Source organism: Flavobacterium pectinovorum (genome assembly GCF_022802975.1).
Lineage (GTDB): Bacteria > Bacteroidota > Bacteroidia > Flavobacteriales > Flavobacteriaceae > Flavobacterium > Flavobacterium pectinovorum_B.
Map to the genome: position 1 here is coordinate 42,860 of NZ_JAFEVZ010000007.1, position 24,637 is coordinate 67,496.

A 24,637-nucleotide genomic window follows, 5' to 3' on the forward strand; every position below is an offset into this window, starting at 1 on the left:
GTTTCTTTTTTATGTTGACATAATATCAGATACCCTCAATAATTCTCTATCAATTTCTGACTTGCCTTTAATTGCTTGTTCTAACGGAGTCAGGGTTACCTTATCCTGTTGCAAACCAACCATATAATTTGATTTACCATCTATCAATGACTCTACTGCTTTTACACCTAAACGGCTTGCTAAAACACGGTCAAAACATGAAGGAGAACCACCGCGCTGCATGTGTCCAAGAACTGAAACACGTACATCGTATTCTGGCAAATTAGCTTCAACATAATCTTTTAATTCGAATACGTTTTTACCAATTTTATCACCTTCCGCAATTACTACTATACTTGATGATTTTCCTGAAGCTTTACTTTTTTGAAGAGAATCTAAAAGTCTTTCAAGACCTAAATCTTCTTCAGGAATAAGAATTTCTTCGGCTCCTGCCCCAATACCGGCATTAAGAGCAATATGACCTGCATCTCTACCCATAACCTCTACAAAAAATAATCGGTTATGTGAACTTGCAGTATCTCTGATTTTATCGATACAATCTACAACTGTATTTAGAGCTGTGTCATATCCTAAGGTAAAACTAGTTCCAAAAATATCGTTATCAATTGTTCCCGGAATTCCCATTACAGGAAACCCAAATTCTGCGTTAAAAATTAAACCTCCGGTAAAACTACCATCACCACCAATAACAACAAGAGCATCTACTCCATGTTTGATAAGGTTTTCATGAGCTTTTTTTCTACCTTCGGGTGTTCTGAATTCAGCAGAACGTGCCGATTTTAAAATCGTCCCTCCTTTGTTTACAATATTATTTACACTTCGAGGTCCCATATCTTTGAAGTCTCCTTCAATCATTCCCTGATAACCTCTATAAATTCCCAAACATTCTATGTTATGATAAGCGCATGTTCGAACAACTGATCGTATTGCGGCATTCATTCCTGGTGAATCTCCTCCTGAAGTAAGAACACCTACTTTTTTTATTGTTTTTGGCATTATTTAAGTATTAAAGTGTAAAATTAGCAAACATTCACCACTTTTTAGTAGATGATTATTATAATTTAGTAGCAACTATTAAATTCAAACGTTTTCGGTTAATAAGTTTTTCTACACCAAAAAATTCATTTAAAATAATAAAAGTATCCTTTTTTAATTAAAAATGTAAAATTAACAATCCATAAATGAAGTGTTATAAAATTTTGAATTTTAAATATAAATTAAAATACTAAATGATTAACCTGTTTGATGTAATTAGTATTTAATGATATTTTTTTGTCAGTTCGGATTATTTTCGAGATAAAATTATACTTTTTAAAAATCATTATCATCAGGTATCACACCTTCATTGTTATTTTTTTGCTGAGGCTTTTTATCTTCTTCTTTTTTATCGGACTTCTTTTTTTCTTTTTCAGCTTCTTTTTTAGCGTTTGTAAAATTTATGTAATCCGGATTCAAATTAGAATCCTGCAAATCATTAGGATTTTTGATTGCTTTTTCTAATTTGTGATTCTTGAAAATTTTATTAACTAATTCACTAAAAGTATCAAAATCTACTTCATAACTAATACCTACGCCTTGCGTATAACCAATTCCCTGACCTACGTAACTGATATCATTTTCTTTATTAAACAAACGCAAATTTGCTGTTCCGTCTTCGTTAATACGATATTGTACTTCAATATCACCTACAATTGCCGATTCGTTTATACCTCCTACCGGTACCCCAACTTTTCCGTTAATAGTAATTCGTTCATTAATTTGCGATGATACTGTTGCCACAACCTGCCCATCAGCCTCTTGTCCTATACGTCTGTCTGCAGAAACATAATTAAAACCAACATTAATTTTATCATTATCCGATTTTATGATATCACCTAACAGACTTGAAGCCGTCTCAGCAAATGTTCCCGATAAATCTCCCTGACTAAAGCCATCTGTACTCATAAAAGAACCTGTAGACAATAAATACAAAGCCTGAGTTTGACGAATATCTTTATCATCCAGTTTGTATTGAATTTCAGACTTTAAAACACTGCTTACCGAAGGAAACTGAATATCGAAATTGGGTTCAGGACTTGTTAAATCTCCTCTTAAACCAATAACAACTTCAACCGGAACCTTTTTATTAAATGAAGAATTCTCTAACAAAACAGCAGGATTTGCTATCGTTCTGTACACAGCTTCGAGATTTAATTGTGCCTTCATTGGGTTTCCTTCCCAAATAATAGATCCTCCTTTTCGAACAGCAAATTTTTTATCTATTAATCCACCGTATTTAAAATTATAAGTTCCTTCATAGGCCTGAAAATCCCCCCACATATTAAACTTACCCAGTGTATTAATTTTAAACAATAACGATCCGTGCCCTTTTCCTTTCATACCATGACCTGAATCCCTGTCCAGAATCACTTCAACTTCCGCATCGGGTGTAATATCGAAATCAAACTCTAATTCGAGACCATTATAATTTTTTGTTCTTTCAACAATACCATTGGCTAAATTATATTTTTCTTTAGGTGTCACAAAATGAATAAAACTATTCTCCCCAACACTCTGCACATTACTAATTGGTATTTTTATCTCGGTTCCTTTCTCTGATTTTGCATCTACTTTAATAAAAAGTGCTTCGGTTGGACCTTTTATACTCGCGGTTCCATTTATAAAAGCTGTTCCAAAATAAGCTGCATCATCACTATCTTTTGTATCTAATGCCAGTAATCGTTTTGAAGTTATTGTTAAATCTAATTTCCAGTCTCCAAAATTTTTATGTTCGATACTACCGTTCAACAAACCTTTTGTTCCGAATTTAGTATCTGTCAACTGATTGTTTCTAAACAAGAATTTTTCGTTTGTTAAATCTACAACAGTCCGATTGTTTAATTCATAATCCGTATTAAGATACGTAACAGTCATTCCAGCTTTTTCAACATAAAGTCTTCCGTTAATATCAGGATTTTTAAGATTTCCGGCTATAGCAGCATTTCCGGAAACGCTTCCTCTAATGTTTGACAAAACACTCCCTCCTACCGTACCCAAAGTAGCCAGATTAAAACCTGCGAGTTTTAATTTTAAATCTAAAAGTGTTTCTTTATTCTGAATAGCGAAACTTCCTTCTGCTTTGAAAGATTCGGTAAAATTATTTTCAATAGATGAATTAATGGTAAACTTTTTAAACGTTTCATCACCGGAAATATCAAACTTTAAAGTTCCTAAATCAATTTTATTTAAATTTAAACGATCAATTTCGATCGACGCTGTTGGCTGATAGACATTTTTATTCTGTTTAAAATTTATGTTACCATTCAAATTACCATTAACAACAAATTTTTCATTTAAAGGTGTAATCTTATTGATATCAACATCTTCAAAATTCAGAACTATATCTTTATAATCCGTTCCTTTTATAACTCCATTCAAATCAATCTTTTGGTTTTCATGGGATAAGATGATGTTATCAATCGTAAAGTTTTTAAAATTCTTATCAAAAACTACCTGATTATCATCTTCTTCATCTTCATTTAAATACCATAAATAGTCTTTAAATTTCATTTCAGATTTATGAATTCCAACTATATTATTTTTATTCTTATCTATTGTATGATATAAATTCAGATTAAAATAATCTTCTCCTTTATTTCCACCTTTAAATTCAGAACGAACAAATAATGTGTCTTTTGATGTCACATTAACCAAATTAAAATCACGAATCTTGTAATATGGGGTTTTGATGCTATCCAATTCAATGAAAGCATTATACAGCGGATTTTTATTATCAATATTAATTCGGATATTATCGAATGTGTTTTTTGAAGCCGTTATTTTTTGCGAATTAAACCTAAACTTAAACTCCTGTTTATCAGAATCTATCTTACCACGCAGCACTGTACTCGAATCAATTTTAATATCCGGATACAACATTTCAACTACTTTATTGTAAACATGGAAATTGAAACGCAAAAACTGCCCTTTTTTAACTTTATGAGGTTTGTAATTCGTATAAAGACTTCCAACAGAATTCATTACCAATTTATCTAACTGGTCAAATTGAAATTTACCTACAATTTTACCGTTTACAACGTCTGTGGAATTAACGGTTATTGTACGTAATTTATCCGAATCAAAACTTGAATTTACAGTTACTTCATCAAAAACATAAGTGGATTGGGGATTTTGGTAAACAGCATCTTTTACATAAATATTCCCCTGTAAATTTTGAATAGAGTTTCCGGTAACCTGAACAACTGCATCACCTGTAAAACTGGAAATTGAATCCTTTACAAATTTCAATTTTCGTAAATCTGAATTTTCTACGTTAATATGAAAGTCATACTTATTTTCACGTTTGCTTAAATCAACCAAACCGTCAAAGGTCAAATTTAAATTAGGGTCATTAATAGCAACCTGTCCTTTGTAATAAGGCAGTTTAAAATTACCATTTACAACAATATTATTATAAGTGTATTTGTTATAATCCAGTTTTGCAATATCACCTTTTATAATGGTGTTTAGATATTTCTCAGAAAAACCAACTCCGTCTACATCTAAGTTTAAAGTTGTTTTTCCTATATCTTTTCTCTTTAATAAGGCACCGATATTAAAATTATCCAAAACAATATTTCCTGAATAGGAAGCCTTATCAATAAAATCGATGTTATTCATATTCAATTCGGCCTGACCATTCCCTAAATCGGTAGCTATTTTAAATTTGGATTCTAAGTCAGTAGTCGAAACTTTTGTCGTACCCACAATGTTGAATTTGCCAATTCTCTGGAGTTCTTTAGGAAGTTTTTTTCCTAAAACATTCGGCAATAAAACCACTAAATTATCATAACTCGAGATCAGTTTGTCAAATTTGCCACTCATAGAAAATTTTTGAGTTTTACTTCCTAAAAGATTTCTGAAATTAATGTTTCCAATAATTCTTGACCCATTTGTATCACTCAATCTCAGGCCTTTTACATTAAGATTATTTAGTGGGCCTTCTATTTTAGTTTTAATTTTAAAATGCTGATTTTTACCTAATCCGTCATAAAAATAACGTATATCGTTTGAAGCCAATGAAGCCGAATCTAATGCTACATCAAAACGTACTTTGTCTGTGAATTCTAAAAAATCTTTTACTTCATACTTTAAAATTGCTTTACCGTAAATATTAGATCTTTTGGTTGTTATCGCTAAATTTTCAAGTTTTATCTGTTTTTTGGTATAACTAAATTTACCACTCAAATTTGACACATATAACCCTCTGTGGTCTAAAAAAGAAAATCTATGGATATTAGTGTTTATTTCAGAACCATATATTTTAAATTCGCTGATGTAGGTATTCAGTTTTTTAAAATCTATAATCTTTGGAGTTTTTTTATTTTCGTCAATTGCAGAAAACGCACCCTGAGATATATAGGCATTTTTTGCCGTTAATAAGAAATGTTTTTTTGATTTGGTTGGTTTCCCTGATTCAAATAATCGTATAAAAACATTGATATTATTCTCATCTTCATTTTTATATGTTTTCAAATTAAAAATCAAACCTGTCAAACGAACATCTCCAAAAATCAAATCCCCATCAATCAATCTTGTTACACTTAAAATATCAGTTGTAATAATTTCTGAATAAATTAAAGTTTTCTTGTGATGGTCAAGAATCAGTACTTTTTTAAGTTTGACACCTCCAAAAATATTTATGGCAACCTTATCAATACTTATATTGGTTTTAAAATCGGTATTAAGTGTCTCAGCGATATAATGTGCTATTTTGGTTTGCACCACAGGTAAAGACAAAGTAATAGCAAATACCAGAACAAGTAAAATTAACCCCATTAGGGTTCTGGATACTATTTTCTTTACTTTTTTGATAGCTGCTTTTATTTTAGTTTACTTTTAAATTTATTTTGAACAGTCAAAGAACGACTGTTTTTGATAAAAATTCTTTAATTTTGGCTCCTCTTTTACAATCAAAGAAAGTTAAAAATTTGATTTGTCAAATATAATTCAAAATTTGTGCCTTTATATGCAAAATTCAGAGGTTTTTATTCTTGCCATCGAAAGTTCCTGCGATGATACTGCCGCCGCGGTTTTACATAACGACAAAGTACTCTCAAATGTTGTAGCAAATCAGTTAATTCACAACCAATATGGCGGTGTTGTTCCAGAATTGGCTTCAAGAGCACATCAACAAAATATTGTACCGGTTATTGATGCTGCATTGCGCAAAGCAAATGTGCAAAAGAAGCAATTAACAGCTATTGCATTTACCCAGGGTCCAGGGCTAATGGGTTCATTACTTGTTGGAAGTTCTTTTAGCAAATCATTGTCATTGGCTTTAAAAATTCCGCTTATTGCAGTAAATCACATGCATGCCCACATTTTGGCTCATTTTATAGATGAAGAAGGTTTTGATAAGCCTGAATTTCCGTTTTTAGCTTTAACCATAAGTGGCGGCCATACACAAATTGTAAAAGTAAACGGTTTTTTCAACATGGAAATCATTGGCGAAACCACTGACGATGCTGTTGGAGAAGCTTTTGACAAGAGTGCTAAAATCCTCGGACTTCCTTATCCGGGAGGGCCTTTAATTGATAAATATGCCAAAGAAGGAAACCCAAAAGCTTTTGCATTTACAAAACCAAAAGTACCGGGATTAGATTTTAGTTTCTCCGGATTAAAAACCGCTATTTTATATTTTATCCAAAAGGAAAAACTTAAAAACCCAAATTTCATCGAAGAAAATCTAAATGATATTTGTGCGTCTATACAATATACGATTATCGAAATTTTAATGGACAAATTAAAATTAGCCGTAAAAGAAACCGGAATTACACAAATTGCCATAGGCGGAGGAGTTTCGGCAAATTCAGGAATCAGGACCCGATTGAAAGAAAGCGAAGGCAGATACGGCTGGAAAACTTTTATCCCTAAATTTGAATACACAACAGACAATGCTGCAATGATAGGAATTGTAGGTTATCAAAAATATTTATCAAATCGTTTTGAAGATGCTTCTGTAGTTTCAAAAGCACGAATTCAATTTTAATTATGCAGTTATTTTACAATCCAAATATCGATGAAACCACAGAATCGTTTTCTTTTGACAAAGAAGAAAGCCGTCATATCATAAAGGTTTTACGAAAAAAAGATTCAGATATCCTACACGTTACAAATGGCTTGGGATTATTGTTTGAAACCAAAATTACGCTTGCTTCAGATAATAAATGCATTGTTGAAGTGCTTTCGATAAAAAAATCGCCGGAACCAAAATTTCATTTGCATTTAGCCGTTGCGCCAACTAAAATGAATGATCGTTTTGAATGGTTTTTAGAAAAAGCAACCGAAATTGGCATTCAGGAAATTACACCCGTCTTTTGCGATCGATCTGAAAGAAAAGTGGTTAATAAAGACCGTTTTGAAAAGATTATTTTATCTGCAATGAAACAATCTAATGAAACGTTTTTACCAAAATTAAACGATGCCATTTCATTTAAAGAATTCATCAAACAAAAAAATACCGGTTTACAATTAATCGCACATTGCGAAGAAACGGATAAAAAATCATTGAAAGAAGTTTTGAAACCAAACGAAAATGTAACCTTATTGATTGGTCCCGAAGGTGATTTTTCTGAAAAAGAAATTACATTGGCACTGGAAAATAATTTTCAGCCGGTTACTTTAGGAAATACCCGATTACGAACTGAAACTGCTGCAGTTGTTGCCTGTCATAGTGTTGTTTTTTTTAATGAAAGTATTCAATAATTAAGTTAGTTTTATCATTTCGACGAAGGAGAAATCACATCCAATATTCGACAAAGATTGAAGATTATAAATGCGGAGTTTCTAGTGTGATTTCTCCTTCGTCGAAATGACAAAAAATATAAATAGTATGAAAAAAATATTTTTCTTATTTCTATTCGTTTCCATCTCTTCCTTTTCACAGGAAATTGCTTTACTTAAATACAGCGGTGGCGGCGATTGGTATGCAAATCCTACTTCATTGCCCAATTTAATCCGGTTTTGTAATTCGAATATTCAGACCCAAATAAAAACAAAGCCATCAACCGTTGAACCTGGAAATCCTGATTTGCTTTCGTATCCTTTTGTGCACATGACCGGACATGGAAATGTTGTTTTTAGCGATGCTGATATAACAAATCTTAGAAACTATCTAAACGGAGGCGGATTCCTTCATATTGATGATAATTACGGAATGGATCAATACATTCGAAAAGAAATTAAAAAAATATTCCCAAATAACAATTTAGTCGAAATTCCGGCTAATCATCCTATTTTTCAAAAACCTTTTCCTTTTCCGAACGGATTGCCAAAAATTCACGAGCACGATGCTAAAAGACCACAGGCTTTTGGAATTTTTGTAGAAAATAAACTTGTCTTACTTTATACTTACGAATGTGATCTTGGTGATGGCTGGGAAGATCCCGAAGTAAATAATGACCCGGCAGAAGTACGCCAAAAAGCTTTAAAAATGGGAGCTAACATCATCAATTATATTTTTACCAACTAATTTCCAGACTGTGCAGCTTACTCACGAAGAAAATCAATTTGAAAGAAAAACATTTCCGATAACCCTGATTTGCGATCATATCTACTTTCAGCAAAATATTGGCTCTCTTTTCAGGATTAGTGAAGCTTTTGGCGTCGAAAAAATTATATTTTCAGGTAAAGACATTCCATTAACTCCCAGAAAAATAAACAAAACGTCAAGAAGCACTCATCTTCATGTACCATATACGGTTATTGAAGAAACGGCTGAATTAATTGATTATTTAATTGAAAATAACTTTGAAACTATTGCTTTAGAAATTACTGATAACAGCAAACCTCTAAGAGAAGTTATCATTCCGGACAATAAAAAAATTGCCCTGTTGATAGGAAGTGAAATTGACGGAATCTCCAATGAACTTTTAAAAATATCCAATCAAATTGTTCATATTAACATGTTTGGAAAAAACAGCAGCATGAACGTAGTACAGGCTGCAAGTATTGCTTTATACGAAATAACATCCTGAATTCTTTTTGTCTTTTTTTAAGTTTTAAAATAGCTTTAAAACATTAAACCCTTTTTGCTATATTTATAATCTAAAATCTAAATATGGTAACTTCTAAAACTATTTCAAACGGAATTTTAAGGGCTTTAACAACAATTTTAGTTATTGGTGCTATTTTATATTTTATCTATGAAATAAAAACTGTAATCGTTTATTTGGTCATTTCTTTAATTCTGTGTTTGATTGCTAATCCGTTAGTTCAGTTTTTAAAAAACAAATTAAAATTCAGTAATTCACTTGCCGCAACAACAGCACTTATTCTTTTTATACTGGCAATTATAGGTTTTATATTATTATTTGTTCCGTTAATAATCTCGCAGGCAAATAATTTATCATTACTCGACACTGATAATCTGCAAACTCAGTTTGTAGCATGGGAGCGCAGTATAGAATCTTATTTTAATATTCAGCATGTTGATTTGAATAAGGTACTCAAGGATTCGAAAATAACTTCTAAACTGGACTTTAGTTATTTTACCGGATTTCTAAACTCAATTATGAACTTTATGGCTGATTTAGGAATGGGATTTGTATCCGTTTTCTTTATTACATTCTTTTTTATGAAAGATCAGGAAGATTTTAAAACAACTGCCCAAAAGATTCTTCCTGATACAAATGAAGACAAAATTTTAAATTCGATCACAAAAATAAATCATTTGTTAACCCGGTATTTTATTGGATTATTACTGCAATTAACCGTTGTATTCATTTTATATTTAATCGTTTTAATGATTTTTGGAAATAAAAATGCTTTTGTGATTGCTTTTTTATGTGCTATTTTAAATATCATTCCGTATATCGGTCCAATTATCGGGACTATATTAGCAGGAATCTTAACAATGATAAGTCTGATTGGCAGTGATTTTCAATCGGAGATTTTACCCACAACAATATATGTCGTGATAGGATTTTTACTGGTACAGGCAATTGACAACAATATCAGTCAGCCAATAATTTCATCAAAAAGTGTAAATTCGCACCCGCTGGAAATATTCCTGATTACTTTAATTAGTGGAATTACTTTTGGAATTGTTGGAATGATTATCGCAATTCCGGCTTTTACGATGCTGAAAGTAATTTTGAAAGAATTTTTTCCTGACAACAAAATTGTCTCCGTATTAACCGAAAGAATTTAGCATTGAACACTACTATTTTAAACAAAAAAATTCAGGACTTTATATCTCAAAATAGCGGTGCTTCGATTACAAAATTGGCACTTCAGAAAAATCCATTTCCGGAGGTTGACTGGATTTTGATTCTAAATCAAATTGAAGCCAAAACAAAAGCCAAAGACAAATTACCAACCTGGTTTTCTACAGAAAACATTATTTATCCGAGTAAAATTTCTGTAGAACAAACCTCTTCTGAAAAAACAGCAGCTTATAAAGCTTCTTTAATTTCAGGAAATACTTTAATTGACCTAACGGGAGGTTTTGGCGTTGATGATTATTATTTTTCTAAAAATTTTAAAGTCGTTTCACATTGCGAAATCAACGAAGATTTATCAGCAATCGTAAAACATAATTTTGAACAATTAGAAGTGAAAAATTGTTTTTGTTATGCCAATGATTCTGCCAATATCTTAAACGAATCTGAACCTGGCTCTAAATGGGATTGGATTTACATCGATCCTTCCCGCAGGAATGATGCAAAAGGCAAAGTTTTCATGCTAAAAGACTGCTTGCCAAACGTTCCAGAATCATTAGATTTTTACTTTGAAAAAACCGATTCCATTTTAATTAAAACTGCTCCTTTATTAGATATTTCTGCAGGATTATCTGAATTGAAATTCGTGAAAAACATACACATTATTGCTTTGGAAAACGAGGTAAAAGAATTACTTTTTGAAATCCATAATCATTATTCTGGCAAAATAACAATAAAGACAGCCAATATTTTAAAAGACAAAACAGAAACTTTCGAATTTGTTTTGGGTGAATCTGAAAATCCATCGTATCATTTACCTCTAAAATTCCTCTACGAACCCAATTCGGCAATTATGAAATCAGGCGGTTTTGATGAAGTTAGTACTACTTTTAAAATAGACAAACTCCACCAAAATTCACATTTGTACACTTCGGACGAGCTGATTGATTTTCCGGGAAGAAGTTTTGAAATTGAAAAAGTAATTTCATATAGTAAAACTGACATGAAAACGGAGCTTTTAAATCAACAGGCAAATGTTACCACCCGAAATTTTCCGGAAACTGTGGAAAACATTCGAAAAAAGTGGAAAATAAAAAATGGAGGAAATTTATATTGTTTTTTTACAACAGATAAAAATGATAACAAAATAGTTTTAATTTGCAGAAAAATAACTTAAAAATGAAACAACTAATTACATTCACTTTTTTTCTATTAACCTTTACCTCTTTTGCTCAGAAGGATTGTCAATATACCACTAATATAACCGACTCGATTGGTACGTATAAAGTTACCAATGAATATTTAATCAGTGAAAAAAACTTTGGAAATACCTCTAATTATATCTTTTTTTCTTTGGCACAAACAGATGGTATGCCAACTTTAAATTTACAATTAATTCAAAAAAGCAAAGATTTTATAAAAGCAAACTGTTTTGACAAAAACTCAAAAGTGTTTTTACAATTACAAAATGGTAAAGTTGTTACTTTACTGCATATCAATCAGGAAAATTGCGGAACGCTTCTTCGTGAAAAAGAATTCAATAACCGAATCAATTCCGGAATTTTCATGTTTATGAAAGATAATTTTGAAGAACTAAAAAAATCTCCCGTAACCATTATGCGAATTAAATATTTAACTGATGTTGAAGACCATATAATACGAGGTGAAATTGTATCTGAAATGAACGGAAAAACATACCAGCCTGCTACTTATTTTATGGAGAACATCAGGTGTGTTGAATAATCATTCGCAATTCCATTTTTGATTGGAGACCTTATCTTTTAAACCGGTTTTTAAATTATAATGCCACCATTCTGAATCAAAAAAATTGAAACCATTTTTAACCATTACTTTTTTAAGAAATTTTCTATTCGAAATTACCTCTTTAGAAAGTTTGGTATAATTATGACTGGCCTGAATTCCGAAAAAATCAAAAGGAGTTCCCATATCAGCTTCTTTACCTTTGGCATCGACTATCGAAATATCAACGGCTCCTCCTCTGTTATGGATGGAGCCTTTTTTTGGGTCTGCCACATACTCCGGATTTGATACTATTTCCCACATTTTTTTCTGAATAGATAAAGGCCTGTAACAGTCGTACAATTTTATTCTATAACCTTTCTTCATAAAATCTTTATTGGCTTCTAACAAAGCTTTGACCGTTTTTAAACGCAAAAAGCATTCGGCACAATCATACACTTTTGCTTTTAAAAAATTATCTTCAGTAGCGTATTTCATATCATAAATAAAATCTTTACTATAATCTTTTAGATTTACAAAAGTAGTATCTGCAAGAATAGTATCTGATGTATATACCTCATTTTGAGCACTTGATAAAGTTATCCAAAAAAAAGAAATTAAAAATATTGAAGATGAAATTACCTGTGATTTTACTTTCATAATAAGATTGACTGTGTTTAGGTAAATATAAACAAAACCATTTTCTATACCTCACCGGTCATCATAATATTTTCTTTTACCCTTTATTCATAAGCATTCAAAAATGAGAGTGCATCGCATGATAAAACGGATAAGAAGTATAAGGCAGGTTATATTCTTCAGTGAAGCGTTTTATTATAGAAGTAATATCATAGCGCATATTTTTTAACTAAAAACTAAAACAGCATTTTATATAATCTTGACCACAACAAAATTATGCTTCAAAAATGCTATTAAACGCTTCAAAAGTGACAATCTTATTTCAGCTTTCAAACTATTTTTACTTTAGCTTTTTATTAAACCAATAAAAAGAAATGTTCATTTTCTGATAAAAATCGATCTTAAATAATTTTAAAATCAGTAAGATGACTAATGAAAGAAAAAACAACCAGTATATTTATGAGTAATGTATCACAAAAGCTTTCTGTACTAGAAAAAATAGGATATGGTTTAGGCGATTTTGCAGCAAATCTGATTTTTCAGACTTTGCTAACCTTTTTAGCTTTCTTTTACACAGATGTTTATAAAATTCCAGCAGGAACAGCAAGTATTATTATTTTTATTGGTGGTTTTATCGGTGCTTTTTTTAATATTCTTATGGGAGTTATTGCTGATCGTACTCAAACCCGATGGGGGAAATTCAGACCCTGGATATTATGGACCGCTTTACCTTTTGGATTTGCCACCGTTCTATCTTTCCTGACTCCTGATTTTGGATTAAGAGGCAAGATAACCTACACATTACTAACTTACATTTTTTTGGTACTGCTTTATGCCGCAAACAATTTGCCTTATGTAGCTTTAAGCGGTGTCTTAACAGGAGACATGAAAGAAAGAAACAGTCTTTCCTCCTATCGTTTTGTAGCTGTAATGATAGCACAGTTTATAGTTCAATCCCTTTTATTGCCATTAGTTTTAATTTTGGGACATGGTGACAAAGCTGTTGGTTTTAAAAATACAATGCTATCATTTGCTATTGTAGGAGTAATTTGTTTGCTGATTACTTTTTTTACTACCAAAGAAAGAATCATTCCTTCAAAAAATCAGGAATCTTCAGTCAGACAGGATTTCATAGATTTGTCTAAAAACGGTCCCTGGCTTGTTATGCTGCTGGTTACTATTTTGGTATTTATAACCTTATCCTTAAAAGGCGGCATGTATATTTTTTACTTCAAATATTATTTAGATCCGGCAGCGCAAACTGTTTTTTTGAACGATATTGGTTTTTCTTCATTTATCAGCTGGCTGAATACTACTTTAACGGCAATAGGATTAACAGATCTTCAGTGGCCAAAGGATATTCCTACTTCTGCATTTAGTCTTTTTAACGCAGGAGGAATTCTGTTTATGATTTTGGGAATTCTGTTTTCGAAATCGCTGGCAAATTCCTTTGGCAAAAGAAACATCTACATCGCTTTCATCTTTTTATCAGCTATAAGCTTATTGTTTTTTAATTTTTTTAGCAGAACAGCTATTACGATGGTTTTCCTGACCCAATTGATTCATGGTTTTATTTACGGAGTAACAATTCCTCTATTATGGGCCATGATTGCTGATGTAGCTGATTACAGCGAATGGAAAAACAATCGAAGAGCAACTGCTACTGTTTTTTCAGCAATGATTTTTGGAATAAAATTAGGAATCAGTATTGGCGGTGCATTAGGTGCTGCTTTTTTGTCTAAATATGGTTATGTCGCTGAAGAAGTTAATCAGGTATTCACAACGGCAGAAGGAATTAAACTATCAGTAAGTATTTACCCTGGCTTTATATTCATAATAAGTGCCGTTTTATTGTGTTTTTATATCATAGATAAAAATATGGAAATTGAGATTGAAAAAGATTTAAATGAAAGAAGAGAAAACTAAAAAAAATAGTTTTATAAACTTAAAACCTGTTTTAAATTTATTTGTTGGCTTTCTTATGATAATTTTCAGCTGCAACCTCGTTATTTTTTATACAATAACGCTGCTAATCTATAAAAATCTACCTCATTTCGCACAAAAATCCTTTAATAATAAATTTTAAACAGGCTCTTAATTGATAAAATTAAAAATCCGTAAACTCCTGTTATTTGTCAATTATGAAGTTTTGATTCTTTATATTAAAAAAAAGTAATTATTGTCGTGTTAATTTTTAAAAAATTAATTGATTTTCAATTAATTAATATATATTTAACCCATTGGGTGTAATTAATTTTTGATGATAATTTTTCGTCAGTTCGAGGTTTAATTTTTTTTTACAAAAAAAGCAATATAAAATGACGTTTGTTTTGTCAGGCTGAGCGGAGTCGAAGCCCTAGTTAAACAAAAACGTAATAGGTAGTGATCCCGATTTTTCATCGGGATTGTATCGAGAACAGAAAAATTAGTATTAAAAAAGTTCTTGATACTTTTTTTGTTCCGTTTCTATACAAAAAGCACTAGAACTGACGTTTTTAATATTTACACTCAACTGGTTATATTTAATTTTATTACATAAATCATTTTATAATGTCCCAAAAAAAATGTTTTAGATTTATTGTCATCCTACTCGTTGCAATAAACAATCTGTTTTCTCAAAATACGTTTGAAAACTATCAATTTAGGTTAGTAAGTAGTGAAACTTCAAAAAGTGGTATTTATACAATTGCACAGGATAATTTTGGCATTATGTGGATTGGAACAAACGGTGCCGGTTTATATAAATTCGATGGAGTCAATTATGTCGCTTATGAGCAAAACTCCAATGTAAATAATTCTATCAACAGCAATCTGATTTATATTACCTACGTAGACAAACACAACCGATTGTGGATAGGCACTGATGAAGGATTATGTCTTTATAATCGTAATTTAAATACTTTTGAAAACATTGATATTCAAAAGAAAATCAGAAAAGAAACTGTAATCTCTGTCAAAAGTATTATTGAAGACAATGATGGAAATCTTTTTTTAGGAACATTTAATAGCGGCCTGCTAAAACTTAATACGATCTCACGGAAAATCACTAAATTAAAACTTGATACTCCAAATACAACAAATTATCTTATTAATAATCTGGCAAAAGATAAAAATGGGACTATTTATTTAGGTACTAACCTTGGTTTAAAAGTAGTAGATCCTGTAAAAAATGAAGTTAAAAAAGTAAATATAGGCAAAGACAATCAGGTATTCTTAGGGAATATTGTCTCAATGTTTATTGACAGCAATCAAAATTTGTGGATTGGTGATGGATATAAAGGACTGGTCAAAATAGATTTAAATTCGAGTATTAAACAGACTGTTTCATACCCTATTACAAGAAAGAGAATCATGTCAATACTGGCAACAGATCCTAAAACAATTCTTTGTGCAACCGAAAATGACGGTTTAATCATTGTAAACGATCAGGGAGCTGTTCAAAAAAAATATGTAAACAGTACATTCGACATGCGCAGTTTAAGCTCAAACTCTGTCTGGTCTTTATTTTTAGATAAAGAGAAAAGAATTTGGCTGGGTTATTATAACAAGGGCTTAGGTGTTTTTGATAAAATAATCAGCAAGGTAAATATTATAGAAAGTCTGCCGGGAAATCCCCAATCATTACAAACCAAATGTGTAACCGGAGTTGCAAAAGATAGTGACGGTCAGTTATGGATTTCTATGGAAGGCGGAGGTGTTGATGTTTATAATCCAAAAACCAAAAATTTTAAACATATTACCAAATCTGACATTAGCTTTTATTCGGGGTTGACCAATGACAATATTACAAATGTATTTATTGATAAAAATGAGACTATTTGGCTATCGAGTTGGAATGAGGGTATTTTTGTTTTAAAAAAAGGGAGCAAAAAATTTATTAATTACAACACAAAAAACACCCCTAACTTAACCTCAGACAATATTATGAGTATTGCTGAAGACTCAAGGGGGGTAATCTGGATAGGGACCTTTTCAAAAGGTTTACATTATTATACACCTTCAGACAGTCAATTTCATCATTGCAATTCAAAAGTGTTCTATGAAAATGGCGTAGTGAATTTAGACATCAGAAAAGTGATGACAGATTCTGATAATGAAGTTTGGATTGGCTCAACAACAGGTTTGTACAAAGTTAGCACTAAAGATTTTGTCACTTTTTCGGTCACGTCTTTACGTAACAAAATGTCAGAAAAATTTAAAAATCATAAAAGTACACATACCATTAACACTTTGTATCAGGCCAGCACCAAAGAAATTTGGATTGGTACTGATGGCGCCGGATTATTTAGCTACAATAAAAAAACAGAATCCTTAAAATGGTATGTTAATTTCAAAGGACTGCATGAAAAATCAATTTCATCCATCGCAGAATCAAATGACAGGTGTATTTGGATAAGTGGAAAGAAAGGGATTACAAAACTGGATTTAAAAAATAAAAAATCAGTCAATTACTCTACATATGATGGTCTTTTAGGAAATGACTTTAACAACAATTCTGTTTTAAAAGATAAAAATGGATTATTATATTTTGGCAGCTACGAAGGCTTAAACTATTTTAACCCTTCGAATTTGGTTAAAAGTAAAAAACAACTGCCCATTTACTTAACTGACCTAAAACTTTTTAATAGATCAGTTAAACCACTTGAAAAAAATTCCCCCTTAATAAAGGCGATTTCTGAAACAAAAAAAATAATACTTAAACACGACCAGTCCGTATTTACCATTGATTTTATTGCGATTAATTATTCTTTTCCTGCGAGAAATGAATTTGCCTATTATTTAGAAGGTTTTGAAGATTCATGGAATTATGTCGGAAGCAAGCGCTCCGCAACTTATACAAACTTAGCGCCTGGCAGTTATGTTTTCAAAGTTAAAGCAGCCGAAAAAAACGGAGCCTGGAGCCAAAAACCATTAGAATTAAAAATTGAAATTTTACCTCCCTGGTGGAGAACATCTTTTGCTTATCTTTTTTATTCCTTATTATTATTTGCAACAGTTCATTTTGCTAATCAATACTATCAAAATCGTTTTAAACAAAAACAATTGATAGAATTTGAACAGAAAAAAGCAATTCAGATTGAGAAATTAAATAATAAGAAATTACAGTTCTTTACCAATATTTCACATGAGTTCAGGACTCCGCTTACTTTAATTTTGAATCCATTAGGAGATCTAATTAAGAATAGCAGTCTGGAATTACCCGAAAGTGTATTGAATAAATTGAAAACTATTCAAAAAAGTTCAGACAGGCTTTCAAGATTAATTAATGAGCTAATGGATTTTAATCAATTGCAGTTTAATCAAATGACTATTAAATTGCAAGTAATCGAAGTAATCAGTTTTACAAAAGAAATTGTCAGTTACTTTGACGAAGAAGCATTCAGTCGGGGTATTAATCTTCATTTTGAGTCTAACAAAACATCTTTAAAAGACTGGATTGATCCTAAAATGTTCGAAAAAATTATTTTTAATGTCATTTCAAATGCTTTTAAAGTTACTCCGGACAATGGAAATATAAAGGTAAAAATAGTAGTCAATGAGGAGTTTGTAAATTTTCCGCTGATAAGTTCAATTAATACCTATCCATCTTTTGAAATCATTGTTGAAGACACGGGTGCAGGACTGGATAAAAAAGATATTAAAAGAATATTTGACCGTTTTTATCAGGTAAACAATTTAAACAAAGCCTATTATGGAAGTACCGGAATAGGCTTAGAAGTTGTTCGTGGATTTGTAGAATTACACAAAGGAATAATCGAAGTAGAAAGTGAATTGGGTGTTGGTACCACTTTTAAATTATTATTCCCTGTTGGAAAAGAGTTCTTTAATGACAACGAAATACTGCTTGAAGAATTTAAAAAAGAGAAAAAAACAAGTTTCACACCAATAGTTGAAAAAGCAGAAGTTCAGGTACAGGATGATCAGGAAAAACCAGATCGGATTTATACCATTTTAATTATTGAGGATAATGTAGAACTGCGAAATTATCTAAAAAATGAACTCAAAAAAGAGTATAAAGTTTTAGTGGCTGAAAATGGCCAGGTTGGTTTAGAATTAGCTTTGCAAAAATTGCCTGATTTAATTTTAACAGATGTGATTATGCCTGTTATGAATGGTTTAGAACTCTGTAAAAATATTAAAGCAGATTTAAAAACCAGTCATATTCCGTTAATGATGCTGTCAGCAAAAGCATTAGTCCAGGACCGGTTAGAAGGTATTGATTCTGGTGCAGACATGTATTTGAGTAAACCTTTTGATATGGCTATTTTAAGATCGAGTCTGGTACAATTAATAAACAGCAGGCAAATTATATTTAACAAATTCTATAACGGAATTACGCCAAAAGCAAAAGAAAAAACAACCACTTTAGATAATGAATTTATAAAAAACATCCTCAACTACATCAATGAGAACATTAGTGAGACTGAGTTAAGCGTTGAAGTTTTGGCCTCGAAAGTGTTTTTGAGCAGAAGCCAATTGTATCGAAAAATTAAAACATTAACTGGTGTATCTGTCAATGAATTTATACGTAATGTTCGTTTAGAAAAAGCCAAAGAACTTATAGAGCTGGGCAATGATAATATAACCGAAATTAGTTTTAAAGTTGGTTTCAGTTCTCCTTCCTATTTTACAAAATGTTATAAAGAAAAATACCGATATCTCCCTACACATAATAACAAAAAATAACTTTTTAAAGTATTAATTAAGACGGTTTTATACCGTCTTTTTTTGTTTATAAATTTAATTATTGTCTTTTGATTTATTAAACAAACTCAAATCAGGAGTGCCCTTTTTGTTTTTTCTTCTTCTATTTCATTCTTAAGAGTGAAGTGATTTAGACTTTTTGCGTTTAAGCGAAAATTAAGGATTTTGTGCCCAATTTTAGTCTTTTTTAAGATGCATAGCAGGGCTACGGAACGAAAAAAAGACTAAAATTAGGTGCAAAAGACAAATTTTTTAGCAAATGGAAAAAGTCTAAATCACTTCAGTTATTAAATACGAATAAATAGTCTTATATTTTTTTTGATATCAAAAAAATAACGAATAAATATTGATAATATCTTATTTCAATTTTCTTTAAAAAACAAACACAAAACACTGAATATGGCATTTTTATAGGTATCATGCTACAAATTTGATAGTTTTTGCATCATTTGTAGTATGCCAAATTTATGTTAAGATTCTACTTTTGGTTATAACAATATCAAACAACTACAAAACTATTATTAACAACTTTAAAACAATTTATAAGTATGAAATGAAAACCAATTTTATTTATTGAATACCTCATTTTAGAATCAAAATCTAAACCTATAAGATTTGAAAATAAAAAGTGAGAAACAAATTAATAGTGATTTTCAAAAATTTAAAAGGATAGAAAATAATTTATTAGCTAATTATAATCAATACAATAAATAACACTTTACAAACAAATCATTATTTAACTAAACAAAAAAACCAATTAACTATGATGTTGAAATTAAAATTTGCAATAATCGCATTGCTAATAGTTAGCACACAAAATGTGATGGCACAATCAAAAACCATCAAGGGTATGGTTACGGATCCTTCAGGGGTTCCTTTGCCAGGTGCCAGTATTAACGTAGAAGGATCTAAAAATAGCGCATCAACAGATTTTGATGGTAACTACTCTTTACAAGGAGTTAATGCTACAGACAAAATAACCTATTCTTACGTTGGATTGACTTCACAAACGATTACAGTTGGTAATCAGACCGTGATTAATATTAAGTTAGCAGAATCCACACAAACCTTAAATGAAGTTGTAGTAGCGTATGGTACTCAAAAAAGAACTAAGGTAACAGGAGCAGTTTCAGTAGTAAACGCAAAAGACATTGTAGCCGTACCCATTACGAATGCAGAGTCAGCCTTACAAGGTAGAGCGGCCGGTGTTACTGTTGTAAATGGTGCACCAGGCTCCAATCCTACAGTTACTATTCGAGGTTTGGCTACAATGGGAAATAGTGCTCCATTGTACGTAATTGATGGAGTTCTAACCAGTAACTTATCAGGATTAAGTCCAAATGATATTGAGAGCATATCTGTTTTAAAGGATGCTTCAACAACGGCATTATATGGTTCAAAAGCTTTTAATGGAGTTATTATGGTAACTACTAAAAAAGGAAAAAAAGGCCCTGGCCAATTAACTTTTAGTTCTTACGTTGGAGCGCAAACAGTTACTAAAAGATATGATGTTTTAAATACACAACAATATCTCCAATACGCTAAAGATTTAGGAAGTGATCTAACGGCAAGAGCTGCAGAATTTGGCAATGTAAGTACTGATTGGCAAGACCAGATTTTTCAGACTGGTTTTATGCAGGATTACAATTTGAGTTTTTCAAATGGTACAGAAAATTCTACAAGCCGTTATTCAGCTGAATATTTAAAACAAGAAGGTACAATCATTAATACCGGTTTCGAACGTTATTCTTTTAGGGCTAATAATACACAAGATATTGGCAAGCTCAGACTAGGGAGCAATATTGGTGTATCATTTACTAAAACCAATCCGGAGCGCTCTGCAGGAGGAAGAACATTATTAGAACATGCGATTAAAATGGCACCTTATTTTCCTATTTACAATGCAGAAAACTTAGGGGGTTATCAGGGACCTAGTGCCGTTGATTCTAATGATGCCGAAAACCCTGTACGTGTTGCAAATTTAGGATATCAAAAAATTAATGGTTTATCTATAATTGGAAATATCTATGCTGAATTAGAAATTTTCAAAGGTTTAAAATTCAGATCACAAGTATCCCTAGATTATTACACTACTAAAAATCATACGTTTGTACCTAGCTTTTATGATGGTACTGCCCACAAACAGGCTTTTTCTACAACTAACGAAACAAATGCTCAGGGACAAACCATTGTTTTTGATAATAGTTTAACTTACAAAACTACTTTTGCTGACAAACATAATTTTGAAGTATTAGGAGTTATAACTAAAATTGATGGCAAATCACAAAATTTAGCAGCCGGAAGCCAATATGCTATTTCAGATGAAATTGATCAATTGAGATACAATAATGGAAGTTTAGGCTCTTCTAACTTTGTAGAAAAAAATATTGGATATGTCGCTCGTATTAATTACGATTATGATGATAAATACATTTTGGCTGTGTCTGGTCGTAGAGATGCTTCTTCTCGCTTTGGAGCGAATAACCGTTGGGGGAATTTCTATTCTGTTGCTGTAGGTTGGAATATAGCCAAAGAAAGTTTTATGGCCGATTCAATTTTTAGTACATTAAAACTCAGAGCAAGTACAGGAACAACAGGAAACGACAGAATAGACAATTATCAATATAGTGCTACATTAATTGCAGATTATAACTATCCAATTGGTGGAGGAAATGCACCTGGTGTATCTGCTGGAGTTGCTTCTAATCCTGATTTGAAATGGGAGTCTAAAAATGACCGAAATATAGGTGTGGATTTTGGTTTATTTGACGAAAAATTCACAGGTTCTTTTGAATACTTTAATAACAAAAGTAGTGACATTCTTTTTGCAGTTCCATTAGCTGCTTCTGTAGGATCTGCAGGCGGAGGAACTCAAATTCAAAATATTGCCGATGTTAAAGTAAATGGTTATGAACTATCATTAAGTTACAATGACAGAAAAGGTGATTTTACCTGGTCAGCAACCGCTAATTTTGGAACAAGTAAAAATGAAGTGACAGCTTTAGCACCAGGGGTAACTAGTGTATTAGGAGGTCCATCAGCAAGAGCTGGTTTAGAGAATTTCTCAAGGTTAGAAGTAGGGCAGCCATTATTCTATTTTTATGGGTATCAAACCAATGGAATTTATCAAAATCAGGCAGAAGTAGATGCTGTTTTTGGACCAGGTCAGACTATCATAAAACCGGGCGATATTAAAATTGTTGACCGAAATGGAGATAAAGCAATTACGTCTGAAGACAAAACAAATATTGGAAATCCATACCCGGATTTTACATACGGTTTAAATATTACTGCAGCCTATAAAAAATTCGATTTTAACTGTTTTATAACAGGAGTTCAGGGCAATGATATTTATAACGCAAATATTTTTGACTTGCAGGGTATGAACCGATTGTTTAACGTTGGTACAGAAGTTTTAGGCAGAGCAGTTGTTGGTACAAATGGAGCGGTTAGTAATCCATCAGCAACTATTCCAAGAGCAAAGGGTGCGGATATAAACTGGTCTTCGGCAAATCAACGTTATATTGAAGATGGCTCTTACACAAGATTAAAAAATGTAACTTTAGGATATACACTATCCGGAGACGCATTTAAGAGCTATTTTTCTAATATAAGATTCTATGTAAGCGGGCAAAATCTTATTACGCTAACAAAATATTCTGGTTTAGATCCTGAAATTGCCCGTGCAGATACGAATGCAAATTCTGCCGGTATTGATTTAGGAAGGTATCCACAACCAAAATCAGTAATTTTTGGTCTTGATGTTACATTTTAAAATATAAAAATGATGAAAAAAATAGTATATATAGTTACAATCGTGTTCGGAATTTTTACAATAAATTCATGTGACACTTCGGATTTAGAATTAAATAATCCAAACACATTACGCCCTGAAACCTTCTTTACAACTGAAGCACAGGTAAAATCTGCTGTAAACGCGGCTTATGCAAATTTACAGACAAGGGGATTATATGGACGAAATCTCTCCTTTGCGATGGATCTTATGAGTCAGGATACGTCACCAAATCCTCAATTAGAAGGTAACAAAAAACCCTTCCATGATTTTTCTTTTAATGCCGGTAACGATATCATTCAATATTATTGGGAATCTTGTTTTCTGGGAATATCCAGAGCAAATTTTGTATTAGATAATGAGGAAAAGATAAATGCTTTACCGGATAGAATTTTAACTCAGGAAAAAAAGAATAAATTTTTAGGTGAAGCACATTTTTTAAGAGCCTATTACTATTTTCTCTTAGTGAATCGTTTTGGTGATTTGCCAATTTATAAAAAACAAACTATTATCAGCGCAGCCAGAAGCCCTAAAGCTGATGTTTATACCTTAATTAAGGAGGATTTACAATTTGCTTCTCAAAATCTTTTGTCTAAGGATGTAGAAGAAAAAGGCAGAGCAACTAAAGAAGCCGCTTATGCTTATTTGGGTAAAGTACTATTATATGAAAAGAAATATGATGAAGCTTTAGTTGCACTTAATAAGGTAACAGGATTTAGCCTTGAAGATAAAGGAAACTTTTTCAACAACTTTACAGAAGAAAATGAGCATGGCAAAGAATCTATTTTTGAAATTGGATTTGATGAAAAAAATGGAGTTGGTGATAAGTGGGGCGATGCTGGTAATAGCGGCGGAACTGGTTTTGAAGAGTCAACCCTTAGAGGGCAGGAATACGGTAATTTAAGCTGGTACAATGTATATCCGGCGGATGAGTTATTAAATTCTTACGAAACTGGTGATTTGCGTTTTGGAGATACTTTTTATGTACCAGGATCTAAATATTTAAATGGAACTGAAACTATGAAAGCATCTGATTTTACTACATCTGAAGGTCTTAGAAATTCCGGGTGGAAAAAGTATCAAAATTATTACAGAAAGCTTGATGAAGCAGTACAATCAAGTATTAACTTCAAGGTTATGCGTTATGCAGATGTATTGCTAATGAAAGCAGAATGCGAAAACCAAAGAACAGGAGGTTCACAAACAGCTGCTATTGCATACATTAAAGAAGTTAGGGACAGAGCAGGTTTATTAACAGTAATTAATGCAACAAAAGATGATGTTTTTAAAGCAATCATTCATGAACGTAAGGTAGAATTTGCCGGTGAGCAAAGTCGTTTTGATGATATTATCAGATGGGGAATTGCCAGTACAGAGCTACAGGCAACTGGTTTTACAGTTGGTAAAAATGAGTTATGGCCAATACCTAATAGGGAAACATCTTCAAACCCCCTTATTAAACCAAGTGATAATAATCCTGGTTTTTAATAAAGATTTAAGTTAGTTAGGTTGAGTTAGTAGTTGAAAAGTAGCCGTCTCAATACAAATTGAGGCGGTT

The 24,637-nt window shown here is 31.6% G+C and carries 14 protein-coding genes; 11 read left to right on the top strand and 3 right to left on the bottom strand.

The genetic code is table 11. From position 1 onward, the window contains the following. Window positions 1-9: 9 nt before the first annotated feature. Window positions 10-996, bottom strand: coding sequence for a 6-phosphofructokinase (pfkA, locus tag FLV_RS11715; protein WP_243234030.1), 987 nt, complete (start codon window positions 994-996; stop codon window positions 10-12). Window positions 997-1,311: 315 nt separating this feature from the next. Then, complete coding sequence (locus FLV_RS11720; RefSeq protein ID WP_243234031.1) at window positions 1,312-5,817, bottom strand: translocation/assembly module TamB domain-containing protein; 4,506 nt, start codon at window positions 5,815-5,817, stop codon at window positions 1,312-1,314. Between the two features lie 190 nt (window positions 5,818-6,007). On the opposite strand from FLV_RS11720, the gene tsaD reads away from it, so the two are divergent. The 7 genes from tsaD to FLV_RS11755 all read left to right on the top strand — a co-directional run bounded on the left by tsaD (window position 6,008) and on the right by FLV_RS11755 (window position 11,945). Next, window positions 6,008-7,030 (top strand): tRNA (adenosine(37)-N6)-threonylcarbamoyltransferase complex transferase subunit TsaD, encoded by a 1,023-nt coding sequence (tsaD, locus tag FLV_RS11725; RefSeq protein ID WP_243234032.1) that lies wholly within the window; start codon window positions 6,008-6,010, stop codon window positions 7,028-7,030. Between the two features lie 2 nt (window positions 7,031-7,032). Continuing rightward, complete coding sequence (locus FLV_RS11730; protein WP_243234033.1) at window positions 7,033-7,746, top strand: 16S rRNA (uracil(1498)-N(3))-methyltransferase; 714 nt, start codon at window positions 7,033-7,035, stop codon at window positions 7,744-7,746. A gap of 127 nt (window positions 7,747-7,873) precedes the next feature. After that, window positions 7,874-8,512, top strand: a complete 639-nt coding sequence (locus FLV_RS11735; RefSeq protein ID WP_243234034.1) for a DUF4159 domain-containing protein — start codon at window positions 7,874-7,876, stop codon at window positions 8,510-8,512. 10 nt (window positions 8,513-8,522) lie between these two features. Further along, complete coding sequence (locus FLV_RS11740) at window positions 8,523-9,017, top strand: TrmH family RNA methyltransferase (protein ID WP_243234035.1); 495 nt, start codon at window positions 8,523-8,525, stop codon at window positions 9,015-9,017. An 83-nt stretch (window positions 9,018-9,100) separates the two neighbouring features. Next, a complete protein-coding gene (locus tag FLV_RS11745) occupies window positions 9,101-10,192 on the top strand; it encodes an AI-2E family transporter (RefSeq protein ID WP_243234036.1) in 1,092 nt (363 codons plus the stop codon). Window positions 10,193-10,194: 2 nt separating this feature from the next. Continuing rightward, window positions 10,195-11,379 (top strand): THUMP-like domain-containing protein, encoded by a 1,185-nt coding sequence (locus FLV_RS11750; protein WP_243234037.1) that lies wholly within the window; start codon window positions 10,195-10,197, stop codon window positions 11,377-11,379. A 2-nt stretch (window positions 11,380-11,381) separates the two neighbouring features. Beyond that, the gene (locus FLV_RS11755; RefSeq protein WP_243234038.1) at window positions 11,382-11,945 is read left to right on the top strand and encodes a hypothetical protein; all 564 of its coding nucleotides are present in this window, start codon (window positions 11,382-11,384) and stop codon (window positions 11,943-11,945) included. On the opposite strand, the gene FLV_RS11760 is transcribed toward FLV_RS11755, so the two are convergent. Then, window positions 11,946-12,602 (bottom strand): M15 family metallopeptidase, encoded by a 657-nt coding sequence (locus tag FLV_RS11760; protein WP_243234039.1) that lies wholly within the window; start codon window positions 12,600-12,602, stop codon window positions 11,946-11,948. It abuts the gene before it with no gap. A gap of 411 nt (window positions 12,603-13,013) precedes the next feature. On the opposite strand from FLV_RS11760, the gene FLV_RS11765 reads away from it, so the two are divergent. The 4 genes from FLV_RS11765 to FLV_RS11780 all read left to right on the top strand — a co-directional run bounded on the left by FLV_RS11765 (window position 13,014) and on the right by FLV_RS11780 (window position 24,567). Continuing rightward, complete coding sequence (locus FLV_RS11765; protein ID WP_317235668.1) at window positions 13,014-14,507, top strand: glycoside-pentoside-hexuronide (GPH):cation symporter; 1,494 nt, start codon at window positions 13,014-13,016, stop codon at window positions 14,505-14,507. A gap of 624 nt (window positions 14,508-15,131) precedes the next feature. Then, on the top strand, window positions 15,132-19,268 hold the full coding sequence (locus FLV_RS11770) for a hybrid sensor histidine kinase/response regulator transcription factor (protein ID WP_243234040.1): 4,137 nt from the start codon (window positions 15,132-15,134) through the stop codon (window positions 19,266-19,268). An 841-nt stretch (window positions 19,269-20,109) separates the two neighbouring features. Next, window positions 20,110-23,061, top strand: a complete 2,952-nt coding sequence (locus tag FLV_RS11775; RefSeq protein ID WP_243234041.1) for a SusC/RagA family TonB-linked outer membrane protein — start codon at window positions 20,110-20,112, stop codon at window positions 23,059-23,061. Between the two features lie 12 nt (window positions 23,062-23,073). Beyond that, entirely contained in the window at window positions 23,074-24,567 is a 1,494-nt protein-coding gene (locus FLV_RS11780) for a RagB/SusD family nutrient uptake outer membrane protein (RefSeq protein WP_243234042.1), read from the top strand. Window positions 24,568-24,637 lie beyond the last annotated feature (70 nt).